This window comes from Listeria cossartiae subsp. cayugensis (genome assembly GCF_014229095.1).
GTDB lineage: Bacteria > Bacillota > Bacilli > Lactobacillales > Listeriaceae > Listeria > Listeria cayugensis.
On sequence record NZ_JAARZC010000001.1, the window covers coordinates 1357702 to 1375341 of the forward strand.

The window sequence follows — 17640 nt, forward strand, 5'->3', positions numbered from 1 at the left end:
TAATGCAAAACTCGTCATTTTTAAGTATACTAGATATAGTTTAAAAAAATAACTAGCAATACTGGGAGTGAAGAAGTTGTTTTATCATTTCGCAAAAAACCTCGTTCATTTTATTTTAATTATTATTGGTGGACGATTTCAAGTACAAAACAAAGACAAAATCATTGAAGCACCTTATGTGGTTGTGTCCACGCATACGTCATGGATTGAAATCTTATACCTCGGTTTCGCCCTATCGCCAACACCAGTGCATTATATGGCCAAACAAGAGCTATTCAAAGGTAAATTCCTTAACTGGCTAATGACACACCTTAACGCCTTTCCAGTCAACCGTGATAACCCTGGACCAAGCGCCATTAAAGCACCAATCCGAATGCTAAAAGCTGGCAAAGTAGTTGGGATTTTCCCGAGTGGTACACGAAAAACAACCAACCTTCATTTAAAACGCGGTGCTGTGACTATCGCTCACAAAGCAAAAGTTCCGATGCTACCTGCCGTTTATGACGGACCAAAAACATTTGGAGAAATTTTAAAACGCAAAAAAATCATTATTCGTTTTGGCGATCCGGTACTATTCAATGATACCGAACTTGACCAAAAAGAGCTACTAGAAGTTAAATCTCAAGAACTAATGAACACTTTCGAACAGCTTCAAAACGAAATTAATCAAACAAAAAATAAATAAAAAAAAAGACAGTTTCCGATTGGAAGCTGTCTTTTTTTATTATCAGGAAGCTGTATCAGTAGAGATGCTTGAAGGATTAAGTCCTGCATCTTTTAATACGCCAGCAATTGCTTCGTCCGCTTTTGCCATTGCTTCGTCTGCTTTTGTTGTATCACGACCACTAGCTTTAAGTGCGTCTGCTTCTAATTTGTAAGCATCACTTAATTGTTTCACAGCTGCTTTGAAATCATCTGTGTATTTACCAAGGTCAGGTGTTTTTTCACTAGCAAGTGCTTCAGATACTTTAAGTGCTGATTCACTAGCTGGTTTTGCAAGAGCTGCAAGGTCTGCTTCAGCTGGTTTTGGATCTGCGCCAACTGCTCCTACATAAGCGTTGTAATCGCCATTGTTTTCGTTAATAACGTTTACTAAGTCCATGTAATAATTTAATACGTTGTCTTTATCGTTTGTTGTTTCTTTGCTTGTGTCTTCTTTTTTGTCAGAACTGTTAGAACCAGAACAAGCCGCAAGCGACAAACCTAGTGCTAAAGTTAAAACTACTAATAACCATTTTTTCAAGATGATGTCCTCCTTTTTATCAAGCCAAACTCGGAAGCCCTTTTGTAACTGGCCGCGTCAGTCTCGGATATGCTTCACCCATCCGGCAAGTAACATTACTCACGATGTAACATTATTCATTATAAGCTATTCATATGGAATAATTCAAGCTGTTTTGAAAAATGCTTTTACGATTATTCATACTCTCCGCTTACTTCTACTTTTCTAAGCGCTTTTTCAGTATTTTTATATTGGAAATACATCACAATTCGCCACGGTACAATCATCGCAAACGCCATAATCCAGAACATACCAGATAACTCGCCCACTTCTAAACTACCGCTAATCCAGTACTTAATAAAGATCCGAATCAGTAATAACCCCATCAAAATAACCGGAAAAGCTTTTGTACGCTTAATAAATACGTACTGATGACGAATTTCAAATTTCGTTGTCCAAATTAAAATAACTGAAAATACAAGCCCCATTGCAATAGCTTCTAAAATATCTATCCACGAAACACGGAAAAAAGGAATAACAAACATGAGAGCGCCTGTTGACATCATAATTGGCGGTATGATAATCCCTTTCACACTTGCTGGACGCTTCGATGCTTTCATTCGAATCATGATAATTCCAGCTCCAAAAACAAGTGTAATGATAATTGAAATGATTAATGACACTTTTAATTCCCCCTACTAATCTGCTGTAACACTTCGCTCCTCATTATATTCCTTTTACCGTTTGAAATAAACTTCTCTGCTTAAAGCGCTTCGTCTAAATCCATTCCGCTATTTTGTAATTGATACATCGAATGATACACCCCTTGTTCGGCAATCAAACTGTCATGTGTACCACGCTCAATAATTCTTCCTTTGGATAAAACTAAAATTAAATCGGCATCCTTAATTGTCGAAAGTCGATGCGCAATCGCAATCGTTGTACGTCCTTCTCTCATTCGTTTTAAACCAGTTTGAATTAAGCTTTCTGTTTCTGTATCAATATTCGCCGTTGCTTCATCTAACACAAGGATTTGCGGGTTCGTCACAACCGTCCTAGCAAACGAAATCAGCTGTCTTTGCCCACTTGAGAATGATGCCCCACGTTCAATCACTTTATGTTTATATTGATCTGATAATGTTTGAATAAAGCCATCTGCTTGAACAAATTTCGCGGCATCCTCAATTTGTTCATCGGTAATATTTTTATTATACAACCGAATATTGGTATTAATATCCCCATAAAACATAAAACTATCTTGCAATACTAGACCAGTTTTCTTGCGCAATTCAGCAATCTCGTGCGACTTAATCGATTTACCATCAATCAAAATATCACCACGTTCAAATTCATAAAAGCGCATCATTAAATTGATAATTGAACTTTTCCCACTCCCCGTATGACCAACAAGTGCAACTGTTTGTCCAGGTTCCGCCGTAAAGCTAATATTTTTCAGCACATCACGTCCACCTTCATATGCAAACGAAACATCTTTAAACTCAATTTTAGCGCGCGTAATTTTCGCTTCAGGATCATTTAATTGGGCTGGCACTTCTTCGGTTTCATCCATAATCCGAAATACCCTCGATGCCGCTGTAATCGCTTCTTGATACATTGCCAGCCGTTCCATTACGTTATAAATCGCTTCTAAAAAACGGTCAAAATAACTAATAAACGCATAAATCGTCCCAATTGCTACCGGTCCGATTAAAGACTCAGCCCCGAAGAAACTAAGAATAATCACAACAGCAAGTGCATAAATCAAATCAATTGCCGGTCCAAGTAGTAACGCATTAAATTTAATATTCTTCATACCAACGTCATAGTAATCTTTGTTGATTTTCTCAAATTCTTTTACTAACCGACGCTCTTGATTAAATTGTTGCACAATCGACATACCCGAAATCGACTCCGCAATTTTCGCATTTAATTGACTTAATTTTTCTCGACGTGCTCGGTAAAACTGCGAACTATATTTCCGGTAAACGAAGATAATAAAAACAATCAACGGGAATAACAGCAAGCTATATAGCGCTAATTGCACATTGAGCGCGAACATCGCCGCATAAATCCCGACAAGCATAAATAAACTTTGAATCGCTGTAGAAAGCACATTTATAAACATATCCTTTACAGCTTCGGTATCATTTGTCACACGCGAAACGATACTCCCAGCAGGCGTTTTATCAAAATAACGCATACCGAGCGAATGCAGTTTCGTAAAAATATCAATCCGCATTTGTTGAACGATTTCAAGCGCGATTTTTTGGAAGAACAGTAGTTGAAAATACCAAACTACCGATTTCCCAATCGTCAGCCCCAAATACCCCGCTCCAAGAATGAGCAAAGCCTGCATTTCTAAGTTCATCGGTGTTAAATAATCATCCAAGAATATTTTAATCAAAATGGGCGCGAATACATCCGCAAGCGTTACGAGGAGAACAAGTACCCCAGTCCAAATTAAACTTGGAATATGGTATTTCGTATAACTAAGCATTCGTTTTAATACTTCGCGATGTTCTTTACCGGACATCACTAACATCTCATCTTGCTCATTCATCGCTTCCATCTGCCGCACCCCCTTCTTCCAAAGCTTCCTCCAGTTGTTGCTCGTGGAACATTTCCGCATACCAGCCACCTAAAGCCATAAGTTCCATATGCGTTCCTCGCTCCACAATTTGTCCTTTGTCAATCACGATAATCAAATTCGCATGTTCTACAGAGCTAAGTCTGTGCGCGCTAATGATTGTTGTCTTATCAGAACGATTCTCTTTTAAATTAGCTAAAATTTGTTCCTCTGTTTTCGCATCAACCGCCGAAAGCGCATCATCTAAAATCAGCAATTCCGGATTCATAATTAACGCCCGCGCAATTGCAAGTCGCTGCTTTTGACCACCAGAAAGTGAAACCCCACGCTCACCTACCACTGTATCATAGCCATTTTCAAAACCTAGAATATCTTCATCGACAGAAACGAGTTGCGCGATATTGCTCACTTCTTCCTGCGATGCATCTGGTTTCCCAAAACGAATATTATCTCGAACTGTTGTCGAAAATAAAAACTGATCTTGCGGCACATAGCCAATCGCTTCTCTTAACGCTCGAACCGTATAATCTTGAATTTTCACATCAGCGAAAGCAATTTTGCCTTCATACGTATCATATTCACGCATTAAAAGTTTTAATAAAGATGTTTTCCCAGAACCAGTTCGACCAACAATCCCTAACGTTTCACCCGCTTTTAATTCAAAATGAATCGCAGACAAGACAGGTTCGGTTTCATCTGGATACGTAAATTGGTCCAGTTCCACTTGTAAGTCACCAACAGGAACTGTGTCAATCGCGCCATCATGGTCAAGCACATCTTCTTTTTCCGCAAGTAAATGCTGTACCCGGTCATAAGACGCATTCCCGCGCTGAATAATATTGTATAAGAAACCAAATGCTAACATCGGCCAAATTAATAAGAATAAGTAGTTCGAAAACGCAATCACTTGCCCAATAGTCAACTGCCCATCCACAACAAATTTCGCACCGAAACCAAGGGAAAGCACAAAGGAAATCCCAACAATAATCGAAATCATCGGATCGAACATCGCATCCACTTTCGCAACAGAAATATTTTTTTGAACGACTTCTTTGGTTTGTTTCGCAAAATCTTGAATATCTTCTTTCTCTTGCCCAAAGGTCCGTGTTACTTTAATTCCAGAAATACTTTCTTGCGTTTTATCATTTAACATTGAAAAAGCTGCCTGCGCCCCGTGAAAGCGGTCATGAAGCTTTTTACCTAGAATCGAACTTCCGAGTACCATAAACGGCATCGGCAGTAAGGCAATCAGCGTCAACCGCCAGTCAATCGTAATCGCCATTGTCGCAATGACTGTTCCACCTGTTAAAACCGAGTCTGATAAAGTCAAGACACCGATTCCCGCTACTTGTTGAATGGCGGTAATATCATTTGTCGCATGTGCCATTAAATCTCCCGTACGATACCGTTGGAAGAAAAATGGCGACATCTTCGTAAAATGTTCAAATAATCGTAAGCGTAACGTTCGTTGTAATTTATTATCAGAACCGAAAATCAACATCCGCCAAACGTAGCGACCACCGTATGCAAGAATCGCTGCCACAATGAGAATAACCATCCATTTAATCAATTTATCTTTTGTCAGTGAGTCGTTCGTCACGGCATCTACCGTATAACCGATAATTTGCGGTGGAACCAACTGCAAAAGCGCAATCGTAAACAAAATCGTTACTCCAAATGCATAAGATTTCCAATTTTCTTTAAAAAACCAGCCTAATGCTTTATATATTTTCAAACAACAATCCCTCCCTTTTTTCCTTAAAATTGGACAAATAAAAATAATGGACCTATTTCTGCCCATTATTACCCGAAAAAATATATTTATTTGTCACCACTTTGTATAAAATAAAACCAAATTAAAGGAGAGCTCCCTTGTCCCTGAAATGGTCCGGTGAAATAAATTCTATTTTTACGCGCAATAATGCCTTGTTTGAAGTCTTCATATAATTATTCATCGTCCATTCCTCCTTTGTTTTATTATGCAACGATATTAGTTTAACCGATTTTTTTTGAAAGCGCAACAAATAATTGCAAATTGTTTAAAAATTATTTTTATTATATAAAAGAAAGCATAACGATTATCGTACATATCGTTATGCTTTCTTCTTATTTTTCTTCTGGAACTACTTGGTTTTCCACTGCTTCTTCATACAGCTCAAATTCTTCTGTTTTGATAACTTCTTTTTCCGTATCGATATTTTTCGTTTTCTCATCGAAGGAAATAGTCGAGTTCCCGCCCGCTACAAGCAAGGAGCCATCGTCTTGTATATATGCAGTGAAGATATAAACTTTGCCTACTTCCGGCAGTTGGTCATCTTCAAATACATCATAAGCAGATCCGTCTTCACGAATCCCACCTTGTTTTTCAAGTGAAATTTCTTTATTAACTGTTAATTCATTTTTTAAATTAGTAATTACTTCTACTTTATAATTTGTATACGCCTCACCAATATATGCTATCGAACCATCTTCTTGCTCGATTGGTGTTTTATTTTTATATGCAGTTCCTGTCTCTTCTGTAACTTTCCCTACAAAAACATAATCAGCGTCACCAACGACTTCATTTGGATTATCTACATCAAGTGTATAATCGGAAAAAATGGCATAAGTTGGTACATCTTTTTTCTTTGGTTCTGCTTTTTCGGCATACGTATTTACTGTTAAGAAACAGCCGACGCCTAAAATACTAACTACTGAAGCAATAATTCCCATAGTTGTTTTTTTCAATGTGTGTACCCCTTTTAATATTTTTTATATGCTGCGTCATACGAAATTTTATCATTTGTGGATAAAGTCGTTTTCGATGTACTGTACTGATACATAACGTCCGAAGCTGCATTATGCGCTAATCGTAAACCATGTCCTAATTCATGTGTAGCCACATTTTGTTTCCCAGCGTTATTCTTTTTATCCATATTTTTCTTGTTAAACGTGATTTTCCCATTGCTGTAAGTCGTTGCATTGATATTGTTATTTGCTGAAATATCACTACAATATACATCTGATTTATTCGTTGCAGACGCTGGTCTAATAACACCTTTTTTATAGGCATTCCAAGTGTTAGCTCCACTTCTAATAAAAGACATATATTTTGAATTTCCGGAGTAATCCAAGTGTTTGCTAGAATCCACTAGATCCCAACCATTGATTTTTGCGGCCGCACTCGCTTCTTGTCCCGGAAGGAAAACCGTCCATAAACATACAAATGCCACTAACAATGTTACTATTTTCTTCATTCTGTGTCGCTCCTCTTTGTAAGTAATCGTTTAATTAAATGAAACCGTATACATATCCTATTAAAAATAAAATTATTTTTAATATTCTTCCCTTTGAATACAGTTTTCTTCATCTTCGTCTAACCCAGTTCTGATTGCTAAAAAGATAGCACTAACTTACTGCTCGTTTTCTTGCTCACCTCTCTTTTTGAATTTATCATAAAAATAGGAATTGCATTGAACAACCTATTGTTATCACTTAATAAATAACATGTTCACTTGAGAGCATAAGTTTAGTCTGGTACAAAAAAATTGTACCATGAATTTCCACTGTATAACCAAAAATGTAATGAAATGCCTGTTTTACGTCGCGAACGACTTAAAAACGTCCTTAATTATAATCATTATTACTCTTTTTGAGCTAAAAGTTACTGAAAATCCGCATTTCCACTCATTTTAGATTGGTTTTTTCTTTTTTATACATCAGATTTATGAGACTTCACTAAATGTTCATAATTCGGTAATAGCACCTCAATATTTAATACTGTTAACCCCTAAAACATATAAAATATTATATTTCCATCGCATAAATATTCACCAACGGTATATTTAATTTTGATAAATAAAAAAACCTCGATCCTTTATCGAGGTTTTCAGCTATATACTAATGATAATACTCACTACCATAACGACTATACCGAATACAAATGCCACGAAGAATCCATACCACTTCTCCTTATAGGTAGCAAACGCTGAAACTGCATAAATAAGCAAATAGATGAGTTGTAGCCAGAGCGGTGAATTCATTCCTTCTTTCGTCTGTATCATCGTCCACAAACTATTTAGTAAAAATAGCATAAATAAACCAATTAAAACAATCTTGATGATTTTTTTCATGTTGCTCTCCCTTTGTCGTTAATATTCTCTTTCTCAAGTATAGCAAAAAAATGATGGATGTTAAACCATTTTTAGCGCAGAAAAACTACATAACTAAAAAGTATTATTTGTACGGATAGAAATTATTGAGTAATACCAGAATAGCGATAATAACTAGATCTACACGCAAAACATCTTTCTTATCTGCCATACAAAAAGCATGAATCAAACAGCCTAAAATGAGAATTGGCCAAGTTAAAGCCTCATTAATTATCGGAGAGGCGAGTGTAGCTAAAAGCATAATAATTATAAATGTGTATTCAATTCCTTTAGATTTACTCATCTGTTAGTTCTCCTTTATCGTTGGTGAAGTTCGTGTCAATACTATCTAAGTATATCACGAGTTTCATCTATTGTTCTTTAAATCAAGAGGTGAATTTCTATTTGCCCACTTTCTGACTTAATTCCAAAAGAATCAAGATATCATGTCAAAAGTTATTTTAACATGCAAGTATGCTATTTCTTTTTTATTGTTATTTTTCTTTTGTGAATGTAAGCAATAACTCCAATAAGTAGTAGTATTAAAATTATTGGAGCAATAATTACCCATAAAGTATCATAATAACTAAAAACATTTCCAAGTATCAAATTAACTACACTTCCAATTTAATATTTTAATGATTGAGTAAAATAACTTTCATAATTCAACTATGTTTATTTTCTTTCTTTGCATTGCTGTATCTTAAAGTTTGGAACGCTGTACCTAAAAGTGATATAAAAGCACATGCCAACATAATTAGAAAGCCTGTTGCAAAATATATACATATACAAGATATTACAGTAAGCACATATACTCCTATAAGCCATTTTTCCATCTTCACTTTTTTCATTTACTATCCACATCCTTCATAAATTTAATGTTCAACGATATGAGTGCTATTTATCACAAATATAATTTAGCATAAAAAAAGAATGTATAACCAAAAATGTAATGAAATGTCCGATTCTTGTCGCGAACGACTAAAAATAAGATTTATTTAGGTTTATTCTTACACAAAATGAGTATCATTGTGTTTTTAATCACAAAATAATACAAATCATCCGTTCTTATTCATAATTTATGCACTATTTTCCCAATGCTTCACAAAAAGTTCATATTCACTCGAATTTTATGTTATCACATTTGTTAAAATCGCGAAATTATTTAATTATTTATCATTTTTAATTATTAATAAGTGAATAATGAAGTATAAGTATTCACTAAATCTTAAAATTATTGACTCTAGCAAAAGTGTATGTAAAATATTTCCAAAGAAAAACCCCACATTTCCTAAGAAAATGCGGGGTTTTAGTAATCAATTTAAAATTGACTTATTTTTTCACTTGGCTCATTACTTCTTCAACAAAGTTATCTTCTTTTTTCTCGATTCCTTCGCCTACTTCGAAACGTACGAATGATACAACTTTACCACCGCTTTGTTTCACGTAGTCACCTACAGTGATGTCTGGGTTTTTAACGAAAGGTTGGTCTTCTAAGGAAATTTCGCTTAGATATTTTTTCAAACGGCCTTCTACCATTTTTTCGACGATATTAGCTGGTTTGCCTTCGTTTAATGCTTGTTGAGTTAATACTTCTTTTTCGTGTGCAACTTCTTCAGAAGAAACATCTTCACGAGAAATGTATTTAGGGTTGATTGCAGCGATGTGCATAGCAACGTCTTTTGCAACTGTAGCATCAGTAGTTCCTTCAAGAAGTGTAAGAACACCAATACGTCCGTTCATGTGGATGTATTCGCCGAAAGCAGAGTTGTCCTCTTTTTCTTTTACTTCAAAACGACGAAGGGAAATGTTTTCACCGATTTTTGTAATTGCTTCAGTGATGTAATCTTGAACAGTTTGGCCATTAGGCATTTCTGTTTTAAGTGCGTCTTCTAAGCTATCTGGACGTACTGCAAGAATTTGTTTAGCTAAAGCGTCAACTAATTGTTGGAAGTTATCGTTTTTAGCAACGAAATCTGTTTCAGCATTTACTTCTAGTACTACTGCATGTTTTTCATTGCTGATTACATGAGTCATACCTTCAGAAGCTACACGATCAGATTTTTTCGCAGCTTTAGCGATTCCTTTTTCACGAAGATAGTCAATTGCTTTTTCCATATCTCCTTCTGTTTCTACAAGTGCTTTTTTACAATCCATCATACCAGCACCAGTTTTTTCACGTAATTCTTTTACCATTTGAGCTGTAATATTAGCCATTTATTTTCCCTCCAATTTTTCTCTTTAAAAAAGGTGATAAGAATAGTGCCTTATCACCTTGAAAGTTTCAAATAAAATCTTATGCTTCAGTAGTTTCTTCTGTAGCTTTTTCTTCTACAGGAGCAACTTCCGCTTCCGTTAACTCTTCCCCTTGGTTCACTTCAATGATAGCGTCAGCCATTTTAGCAGTTAAAAGTTTAACCGCGCGGATAGCGTCATCATTTGCAGGGATTACGTAGTCGATTTCATCCGGATCACAGTTTGTATCAACAATACCGATGATAGGAATATGAAGTTTACGAGCTTCTGCAACCGCAATACGTTCTTTGCGTGGGTCAACGATGAATAATGCATCAGGAAGACCTTTCATGTCTTTGATTCCGCCTAAGAAGCGTTCTAATTTTTCTTGTTCTTTTTTAAGAAGGACAACTTCTTTTTTAGGAAGGACTTCAAAAGTTCCATCTGCTTCCATTCTTTCGATTTTTTTAAGGTGTTGAATACGTTTTTGAATAGTTTCAAAGTTAGTTAAAGTACCACCTAACCAACGATGATTCACGAAATATTGTCCAGAACGGATAGCTTCGTCGCGAACGGATTCTTGCGCTTGTTTTTTAGTTCCTACGAACAGGATAGTTCCGTTGTCGCTAGCTACTTCACGCATGAAGTTGAAAGCTTCGTCTACTTTTTTCACTGTTTTTTGTAGGTCAATGATATAAATACCATTTCTTTCTGTGAAGATATATTTCTTCATTTTTGGGTTCCAACGGCGAGTTTGGTGACCGAAGTGAACGCCAGCTTCTAATAATTGTTTCATTGAAATAACAGGCATGTGTTATTCCCTCCTATTGGTTTATTTTTTGCGGATAACCGCCCTCCGCATGGATCAACCAGCTGAAAAACTTGAACGAACAAGTCGTTAAGCACCTTCTCAGTCTGTCACCGTGCGTGTGTGATTTAACACTGTTTCCTAATATACCATAAAAATACTATAAATGCAAGAGCAATTGCGGTATTCCTTGTATTTATCTTTACATATTCGCAACTGGAATTCATTTGGACACTGTACGTTATTTATTTAAACGACATGATGGCGTTTGGTGTACAAATTTGGCACGATACCTTCAATTTTGCATACTAAATTCACAGAGAAATTTCTACCAAATACAAAACCGCTCCAAAATTAGCAACAATACTAATTTTGAAGCGGTCTCCTAATCAATTCGCAACAATATTTACAAGCTTCCCTGGAACGACAATCACTTTACGGATTGTTTTGCCTTCTAGGTTTTCTTTCATTTTGTCGTCTTCTTGTGCGATTTTTTCTAGTTCTTCTTTTCCAAGCGATTTGGCAACGGTGATTTTACTTTTCACTTTGCCATTTACTTGAAGTACGATTTCTACTTCATCTTCTACTAGTTTGGTTTCGTCGTATGTTGGCCAAGCTACGTAGCTGATTGTTTCGGTGTGACCTAGGATTTCCCACAATTCTTCTGCAAGGTGTGGTGCGATTGGTGATAGTAATTGAACAAAACCTTCGACATATTCTTTTGGAATCGTGTCTTGTTTGTAGGCTTCATTGATGAAAATCATTAGTTGCGAAATCCCAGTATTGAAACGCAGGTTTTCGTAATGATTCGTTACGGTTTTCACCATATGATGATACGCTTTTTCTAAATTAGCATTCGCATCAGTTGTAACTTTTTCAGCAAGTGTGCCTTCTTCAGTTACTAGCAAACGCCAAATGCGGTCTAGGAATTTACGTGCTCCTTCTAGGCCGTTTTCATTCCAAGCGATAGAAGCTTCTAGTGGGCCCATGAACATTTCGTATAAACGAAGCGTATCTGCGCCGTATTTTTCTACTACTTCATCAGGGTTAACGACATTGCCTCTTGATTTGGACATTTTTTCGTTATTTTCGCCAAGAATCATGCCTTGGTTAAATAGTTTTTGGAATGGTTCTTTGGTTGGAACTACGCCGATATCGTATAAGAATTTATGCCAGAAACGTGCGTAAAGCAAGTGAAGTACAGCATGCTCTGCCCCGCCGATATAAACGTCAACTGGAAGCCATTCAGCTAGTTTTTCTTTGTCTGCAATTGCTTCGGTGTTTTTTGGATCGATGTAACGCAAGAAATACCAGCTTGAGCCAGCCCATTGTGGCATAGTATTGGTTTCGCGACGTCCTTTACGACCATTTTCGTCGGTTACGTTTACCCAGTCGTGCAAGTTCGCAAGTGGCGATTCGCCTGTGCCAGATGGTTTGATTTCCGTTGCTTTTGGTAGAAGTAGTGGTAGTTCTTCTTCTGGAACAAGTGTTGTTTCACCATCTTCCCAGTGGATAACTGGAATTGGTTCGCCCCAGTAACGTTGTCTGCTGAACAACCAGTCGCGCAAACGATACGTGATTTTACGGCTACCGATGCCTTCTTTTTCTAGCCAATCAATTGCAGCGGTAATCGCTTCTGCTTTAGCTAGTCCGTTCAAAAAATCAGAGTTAATATGTGGACCGTCGCCAGTGAAAGCTTCTTTTGTTACCTCGCCGCCTTCAAGAACTGGACGAATATTCAAACCAAATTGTTGCGCGAATTCAAAGTCGCGTTCGTCATGTGCTGGTACGGCCATAATTGCGCCCGTTCCGTATTGAATCAATACATAGTCAGCAATCCAAATTGGTACTTCTTCGCCGTTGATTGGATTAATTGCATAAGCTCCTGTGAAGACACCCGTTTTATCTTTTGCAAGGTCGGTTCTTTCTAGTTCGCTTTTTAGTTCTACTTGTTTTTTATAAGTTTCTACCGCTTCTTTTTGCTCGGGTGTAGTGATTTTTTCGATAAGTTCATGCTCTGGTGCAAAAACGGTATAAGTTGCGCCAAAAAGAGTATCTGGGCGTGTTGTGAAGACGTTAAACGTTGCATCGCTTCCTTTAATTTTAAAAGTAACTTCTGCTCCTTCAGAACGACCAATCCAGTTGCGCTGCATGTCTTTGATGTTTTCAGGCCAGTCAACTAGATCAAGGTCATCTAGCAAACGATCTGCATATGCAGTAATTTTAAGCATCCACTGGCGCATTGGTTTACGGAAAACTGGGAAGCCTCCGCGTTCACTTTTGCCGTCGATAACTTCTTCGTTAGCTAAAACAGTACCAAGTTCTGGGCACCAGTTTACAGCGATTTCGGCTTCATAAGCTAGGCCGTTTTCATATAGTTTTTCAAAAATCCACTGAGTCCATTTGTAATACTCAGGATCTGTTGTGTTGATTTCGCGGTCCCAATCGTAGGAAAAACCTAGTGATTTAATTTGGCGAGTAAAGTTCGCAATATTAAGTGCAGTGAATTCTTCTGGGTCATTGCCAGTATCAATCGCATATTGTTCAGCTGGAAGGCCAAATGCATCCCAACCAATCGGGTGAAGTACATTCTTCCCTTGCATCCGTTTCATACGAGACAAAATATCTGTTGCTGTATAACCTTCTGGATGTCCTACGTGAAGGCCAGCGCCAGATGGATACGGAAACATATCAAGTGCGTAGAAGTTTTCTTTATTTTTATCTTCAGTTGTTTTGAAAGTGTTATTTTCACTCCAATATTGTTGCCATTTCGGTTCCATTTTTTTATGATTAAATGTCACTTTACTCATCCTCTTTTCCTTAAAATATCGAATTTTGGCTACAAAAAAATCCCTACATCCCAACGGCTTATCGCCATGGGACGAGAGATGCTTCTCCCGCGGTACCACCCACATTAGTGTTTGACCACTCAACTTATCAATTCCTTAACGCGGAAAACGGGGATACACCCAAGCTCCATGGTAAGTTCATCCGGATTTTGTGACTGACTTGCACCAACCGTCAGCTCTCTTCACATCAAAATATGCAGATTACTACTCCAATTCATCGCTATTTCGCAAAATTCATTAGTTTTATTGTAGCTGAATTTCATTTTTTTAGCAAGCGCTCTGAAGATTTATCTAACTTTCCTAGTAAAATGTGCTAAAATGAATGGAGAATTTCATTTGAAGGAGTCTAAAACTAGTGAAACAAACGAATCCATTTGTATATAGTAATGATAATAAAAGATATCATACGTGGAATTACTGCTTGCGCGAGGAATTTGGGCAAAAGACGTATAAAGTGGCACTCGATGGCGGCTTTGATTGTCCAAATCGTGACGGCACGGTCGCACACGGTGGTTGTACTTTTTGTAGTGCGGCTGGTTCTGGAGATTTTGCCGGAAACCGCGCGCTTGATTTAAAGGTGCAGTTCCAACAAGTTCGCGATAAAATGCAAACGAAATGGAAAGATGGAAAATGTATCGCGTATTTCCAAGCTTTCACGAATACGCATGCCCCGGTTGCCGAGTTACGTGAGAAATTCGAAACTGTTTTGAATGAACCAGGTGTGGTTGGGCTTTCGATTGCAACAAGACCAGACTGTTTGCCAGATGATGTGGTGGAATATTTGGCTGAATTAAATGAACGTACTTATTTGTGGTTGGAACTTGGATTGCAATCTGCTCATGATGAAACCGGGCGCTTAATTAACCGGGCGCATGACTATGAGTGTTATGTAGAAGGTGTGCGCAAACTACAAAAGCACAATATCCGGATTTGCACCCACATTATCAACGGTCTTCCAAAAGAAACACCGGAAATGATGATGGAAACAACCCGGAAAGTAGTTGAAAGTGGCGTTGACGGTATTAAAATCCATTTGCTTCATTTATTAAAAGGAACGCCCATGGTAGAAGATTATAAAAAAGGTGATTTAGAATTTTTAACGCGCGATGGTTATGTGAACTTAGTGGCTGATCAACTCGAAATCTTACCGCCAGAAATGGTTATTCACCGGATTACAGGTGATGGTGGCGTGGATGATTTGATTGGACCCGTATGGAGTTTGAATAAATTTGAAGTTCTGAATGCGATTGACGCGGAGTTGGTACGCAGAGATAGCTGGCAAGGGAAACTGTATCAACCTGTGGAAGTGAATGCAAAATGAATTTGCGCGGCATTCTCCCCTTCGCTCATGACACCCTTCGAAAAGTAGTTCGTTCTGGTGATTACGTGATTGATGCGACTTGTGGTAACGGGCATGATACGCTTCTACTAGCAGAACTAGTCGGCATTAACGGACATGTGCTTGGATTTGATATTCAACAAGTGGCAATTGATGCGACGAAAGAGCGGCTGGAAAACGCAGCTGCCAGTTCGCAAGTAGAACTCGTATGTGCTAGCCACGCACGCCTCCCGGAATATACATCCAAACCAGTTCGTGCCGCTATTTTCAATCTTGGTTATTTACCTGGTGGCGACAAAGAAATTACGACTACTGTTGATTCTACGCTAGAAAGCATTGGCCATTTAATGGAACTGCTTGAAGTTGGTGGCGTCATTATTCTCGTAATTTATCACGGCCATCCTGCTGGAAAACTAGAAAAAGATGCCGTCGTGACTTTTTGCGAAGCTATCCCACAACAAGATTTCCATGTATTATCTTACAACTTTATTAATCAAAAAAATGATGCGCCATTTGTGATTATCATCGAAAAAAGAAAACCTAGACAAAGCTAGTAATTAGCCAGTCTAGGTTTTCTTTTTATTTTCCGAAGTCGTATTTGTCTGCTACGTATACATCGTACCAAATCATGAAAATAACAACTGTCCAGATTTTACGACTGTAGTCAAATTTACCGGCACAGTGGTCATCTAGTAAATCTAGAACGTATTGTTTGTTAATTAAATGATCGGTTGGTGATTCTTTAATAATGTTTTTAACCCAAGCATTCATTTCGTCTTTTAGCCAGTGACGAATGGGTACTGGGAATCCTAGTTTACGGCGATTAAGTACGTGTTCTGGTACAAATGTTGCTGCCGCTTTACGTAAGATATATTTAGTAGTTCCGTTAGTTGTTTTCATTGTATCTGGAATATTTCTTGCCACGTTGTAGACTTCTTTATCAAGGAAAGGTACACGGACTTCCAGTGAATTAGCCATCGTCATGCGGTCAGCTTTGAGAAGAATATCTCCACGAAGCCACGTATGGATATCAATGTACTGCATTCTTTCTACAGGATGATAATTCGTTGTTTCCGCATAAAATGGATCTGTAATATTCGTATAATCATGCCCAGCTTGATATTTTGGAAGCAAAATTTGTTTTTCTTTTTCCGTGAACATTTTCGCGTTTCCGATATAACGTTCTTCCATCGGCGTTGTTCCACGTTCTAAGAAGCTTTTACCACGCATTCCTTCTGGCATAACACGCGCTACGTTATTTAACAAGGATTTAAATACGCCTGGCATTTTGTTAAACATCGCAAGTGAATTTGGTTCATTATAAATGTTATAGCCACCGAAAAGTTCATCTGCACCCTCACCAGATAATGCTACGGTTACTTGTTTACGTGCTTCTCTTGATAAGAAATAAAGCGGAATAGCAGCTGGGTCAGCAAGCGGATCATCCATATGCCAAACAATTTTTGGTAATTCTTTCATATATTCTTCTGGTGAGATGACATAACTAATGTTTTCTACACCAAGTTTATCTGCTGTTTCTTTGGCTACATCGATTTCACTGAAACCATCGCGTTCAAAACCAACTGAGAATGTTTTGATTGCTGGATGGTATTCTTTGGCAATTGCTGCAATAATCGATGAATCAATACCGCCAGATAGGAATGAACCAACTGGTACGTCAGAACGCATGTGCATTTTAACCGAATCATACATTACGTCACGAACTTCTTTGATCCATGCGTCTTCTGATTTAGTTACTGGTGCAAAAGATGCTTTCCAATAAGTTGTAATTTCCATTGGTTGACCAATTTTTTTCGTGAATTGATGTCCTGGTTCTAAACGTTTTACATTTTTAGTTAAGGAATCTGGTTCTGGAACAAATTGGTACGTCATATAATTTTGTAATGATACTTCGTCTAATTCTTTTTCTTTTAACGCATGTAAAATGGATTTCTTTTCAGAACCCATGAACAGTTTGCCGTCTTCTTCTGCATAGAAAAATGGTTTAATTCCGAATGGGTCGCGTGCGCCGTAAACAAGTTCTTCTTGTTTATCCCAAATAACAAAACCAAACATCCCGCGAAGGCGTTCTGCTGTTTTTTCTTTGTATTTCGCATAAGTAGCGATAATTACTTCGGTATCACTCTCGGTTTCAAATGTCATTCCTTCAGCAACTAATTGCTCGCGGAGTTCCACATAGTTATACACTTCTCCATTAAAAATAATCCAGTAACGTTCATTTTCATACGTTAAGGGTTGATGACCGTTTTCTACATCAATAATACTTAAACGGCGGAAACCAAACTGCACGTGATCATCTGTGAAGTATCCTTCATCATCTGGCCCACGGTGCGTAATCATACTATTCATTTGTCTAAAGGTTTCTTTATCTGCGCCAGTAATTTCTGTAATGCGGTCATGTACGCATCCTACAAATCCACACATGGTAACATTTCTCCTCTATATAGAT

General features: G+C 37.6%; 16 protein-coding genes and 1 other annotated feature. Of the genes, 3 read left to right on the forward strand and 13 right to left on the reverse strand.

Annotation, left to right across the window (positions count from 1 at the left end; all coding sequences use genetic code 11):
* The first annotated feature begins 76 nt into the window (after positions 1-76).
* The gene (locus tag HCB49_RS06785; RefSeq protein WP_008948009.1) at positions 77-685 is read left to right on the forward strand and encodes a lysophospholipid acyltransferase family protein; all 609 of its coding nucleotides are present in this window, start codon (positions 77-79) and stop codon (positions 683-685) included.
* Positions 686-727: 42 nt separating this feature from the next.
* Here HCB49_RS06785 and HCB49_RS06790 read toward each other — a convergent pair whose 3' ends face one another.
* The 12 genes from HCB49_RS06790 to leuS all read right to left on the reverse strand — a co-directional run bounded on the left by HCB49_RS06790 (position 728) and on the right by leuS (position 13783).
* The gene (locus HCB49_RS06790) at positions 728-1243 is read right to left on the reverse strand and encodes a hypothetical protein (protein ID WP_185604462.1); all 516 of its coding nucleotides are present in this window, start codon (positions 1241-1243) and stop codon (positions 728-730) included.
* Between the two features lie 173 nt (positions 1244-1416).
* On the reverse strand, positions 1417-1905 hold the full coding sequence (locus HCB49_RS06795; protein WP_185604463.1) for a CcdC family protein: 489 nt from the start codon (positions 1903-1905) through the stop codon (positions 1417-1419).
* An 80-nt stretch (positions 1906-1985) separates the two neighbouring features.
* Positions 1986-3791, reverse strand: coding sequence for an ABC transporter ATP-binding protein (locus HCB49_RS06800; protein WP_185481489.1), 1806 nt, complete (start codon positions 3789-3791; stop codon positions 1986-1988).
* Complete coding sequence (locus HCB49_RS06805; protein ID WP_185604464.1) at positions 3775-5544, reverse strand: ABC transporter ATP-binding protein; 1770 nt, start codon at positions 5542-5544, stop codon at positions 3775-3777. The genes HCB49_RS06800 and HCB49_RS06805 overlap by 17 nt, the downstream gene beginning before the upstream one ends.
* Positions 5545-5915: 371 nt before the next feature.
* Positions 5916-6536, reverse strand: coding sequence for a cell surface protein (locus HCB49_RS06810; protein ID WP_185481491.1), 621 nt, complete (start codon positions 6534-6536; stop codon positions 5916-5918).
* Between the two features lie 14 nt (positions 6537-6550).
* Entirely contained in the window at positions 6551-7045 is a 495-nt protein-coding gene (locus HCB49_RS06815) for a matrixin family metalloprotease (protein WP_185481492.1), read from the reverse strand.
* 636 nt (positions 7046-7681) lie between these two features.
* On the reverse strand, positions 7682-7921 hold the full coding sequence (locus HCB49_RS06820) for a hypothetical protein (protein ID WP_185529873.1): 240 nt from the start codon (positions 7919-7921) through the stop codon (positions 7682-7684).
* Between the two features lie 103 nt (positions 7922-8024).
* The gene (locus tag HCB49_RS06825; protein ID WP_185572250.1) at positions 8025-8243 is read right to left on the reverse strand and encodes a hypothetical protein; all 219 of its coding nucleotides are present in this window, start codon (positions 8241-8243) and stop codon (positions 8025-8027) included.
* 361 nt (positions 8244-8604) lie between these two features.
* Positions 8605-8790: a hypothetical protein gene (locus tag HCB49_RS06830; protein ID WP_185604465.1), complete on the reverse strand. Its 186-nt coding sequence runs from the start codon at positions 8788-8790 to the stop codon at positions 8605-8607.
* A gap of 481 nt (positions 8791-9271) precedes the next feature.
* Positions 9272-10156 carry a translation elongation factor Ts gene (gene tsf, locus HCB49_RS06835; protein WP_185604466.1) on the reverse strand — a complete coding sequence of 295 codons (885 nt, stop codon included), beginning with the start codon at positions 10154-10156 and terminating at the stop codon, positions 9272-9274.
* Between the two features lie 79 nt (positions 10157-10235).
* The gene (gene rpsB, locus HCB49_RS06840; protein ID WP_003723971.1) at positions 10236-10985 is read right to left on the reverse strand and encodes a 30S ribosomal protein S2; all 750 of its coding nucleotides are present in this window, start codon (positions 10983-10985) and stop codon (positions 10236-10238) included.
* Between the two features lie 386 nt (positions 10986-11371).
* Positions 11372-13783 carry a leucine--tRNA ligase gene (leuS, locus tag HCB49_RS06845; protein ID WP_185604467.1) on the reverse strand — a complete coding sequence of 804 codons (2412 nt, stop codon included), beginning with the start codon at positions 13781-13783 and terminating at the stop codon, positions 11372-11374.
* Positions 13784-13856: 73 nt separating this feature from the next.
* Positions 13857-14058 (reverse strand) — a binding site (T-box leader).
* A 128-nt stretch (positions 14059-14186) separates the two neighbouring features.
* Between leuS and mnmL the strand changes: the two genes are divergently transcribed.
* Both mnmL and mnmM read left to right on the forward strand, forming a co-directional pair.
* The gene (gene mnmL, locus HCB49_RS06850) at positions 14187-15152 is read left to right on the forward strand and encodes a tRNA modification radical SAM protein MnmL/YtqA (RefSeq protein ID WP_185604468.1); all 966 of its coding nucleotides are present in this window, start codon (positions 14187-14189) and stop codon (positions 15150-15152) included.
* Positions 15149-15724 (forward strand): tRNA 5-(aminomethyl)-2-thiouridylate-methyltransferase MnmM, encoded by a 576-nt coding sequence (mnmM, locus tag HCB49_RS06855; protein WP_185604469.1) that lies wholly within the window; start codon positions 15149-15151, stop codon positions 15722-15724. Before mnmL ends, mnmM begins: the two co-directional genes overlap by 4 nt.
* A 25-nt stretch (positions 15725-15749) precedes the next feature.
* Here the strand turns inward: mnmM and asnB are convergent, their stop codons facing one another.
* Positions 15750-17615, reverse strand: a complete 1866-nt coding sequence (gene asnB / locus HCB49_RS06860) for an asparagine synthase (glutamine-hydrolyzing) (RefSeq protein WP_185481498.1) — start codon at positions 17613-17615, stop codon at positions 15750-15752.
* Positions 17616-17640 lie beyond the last annotated feature (25 nt).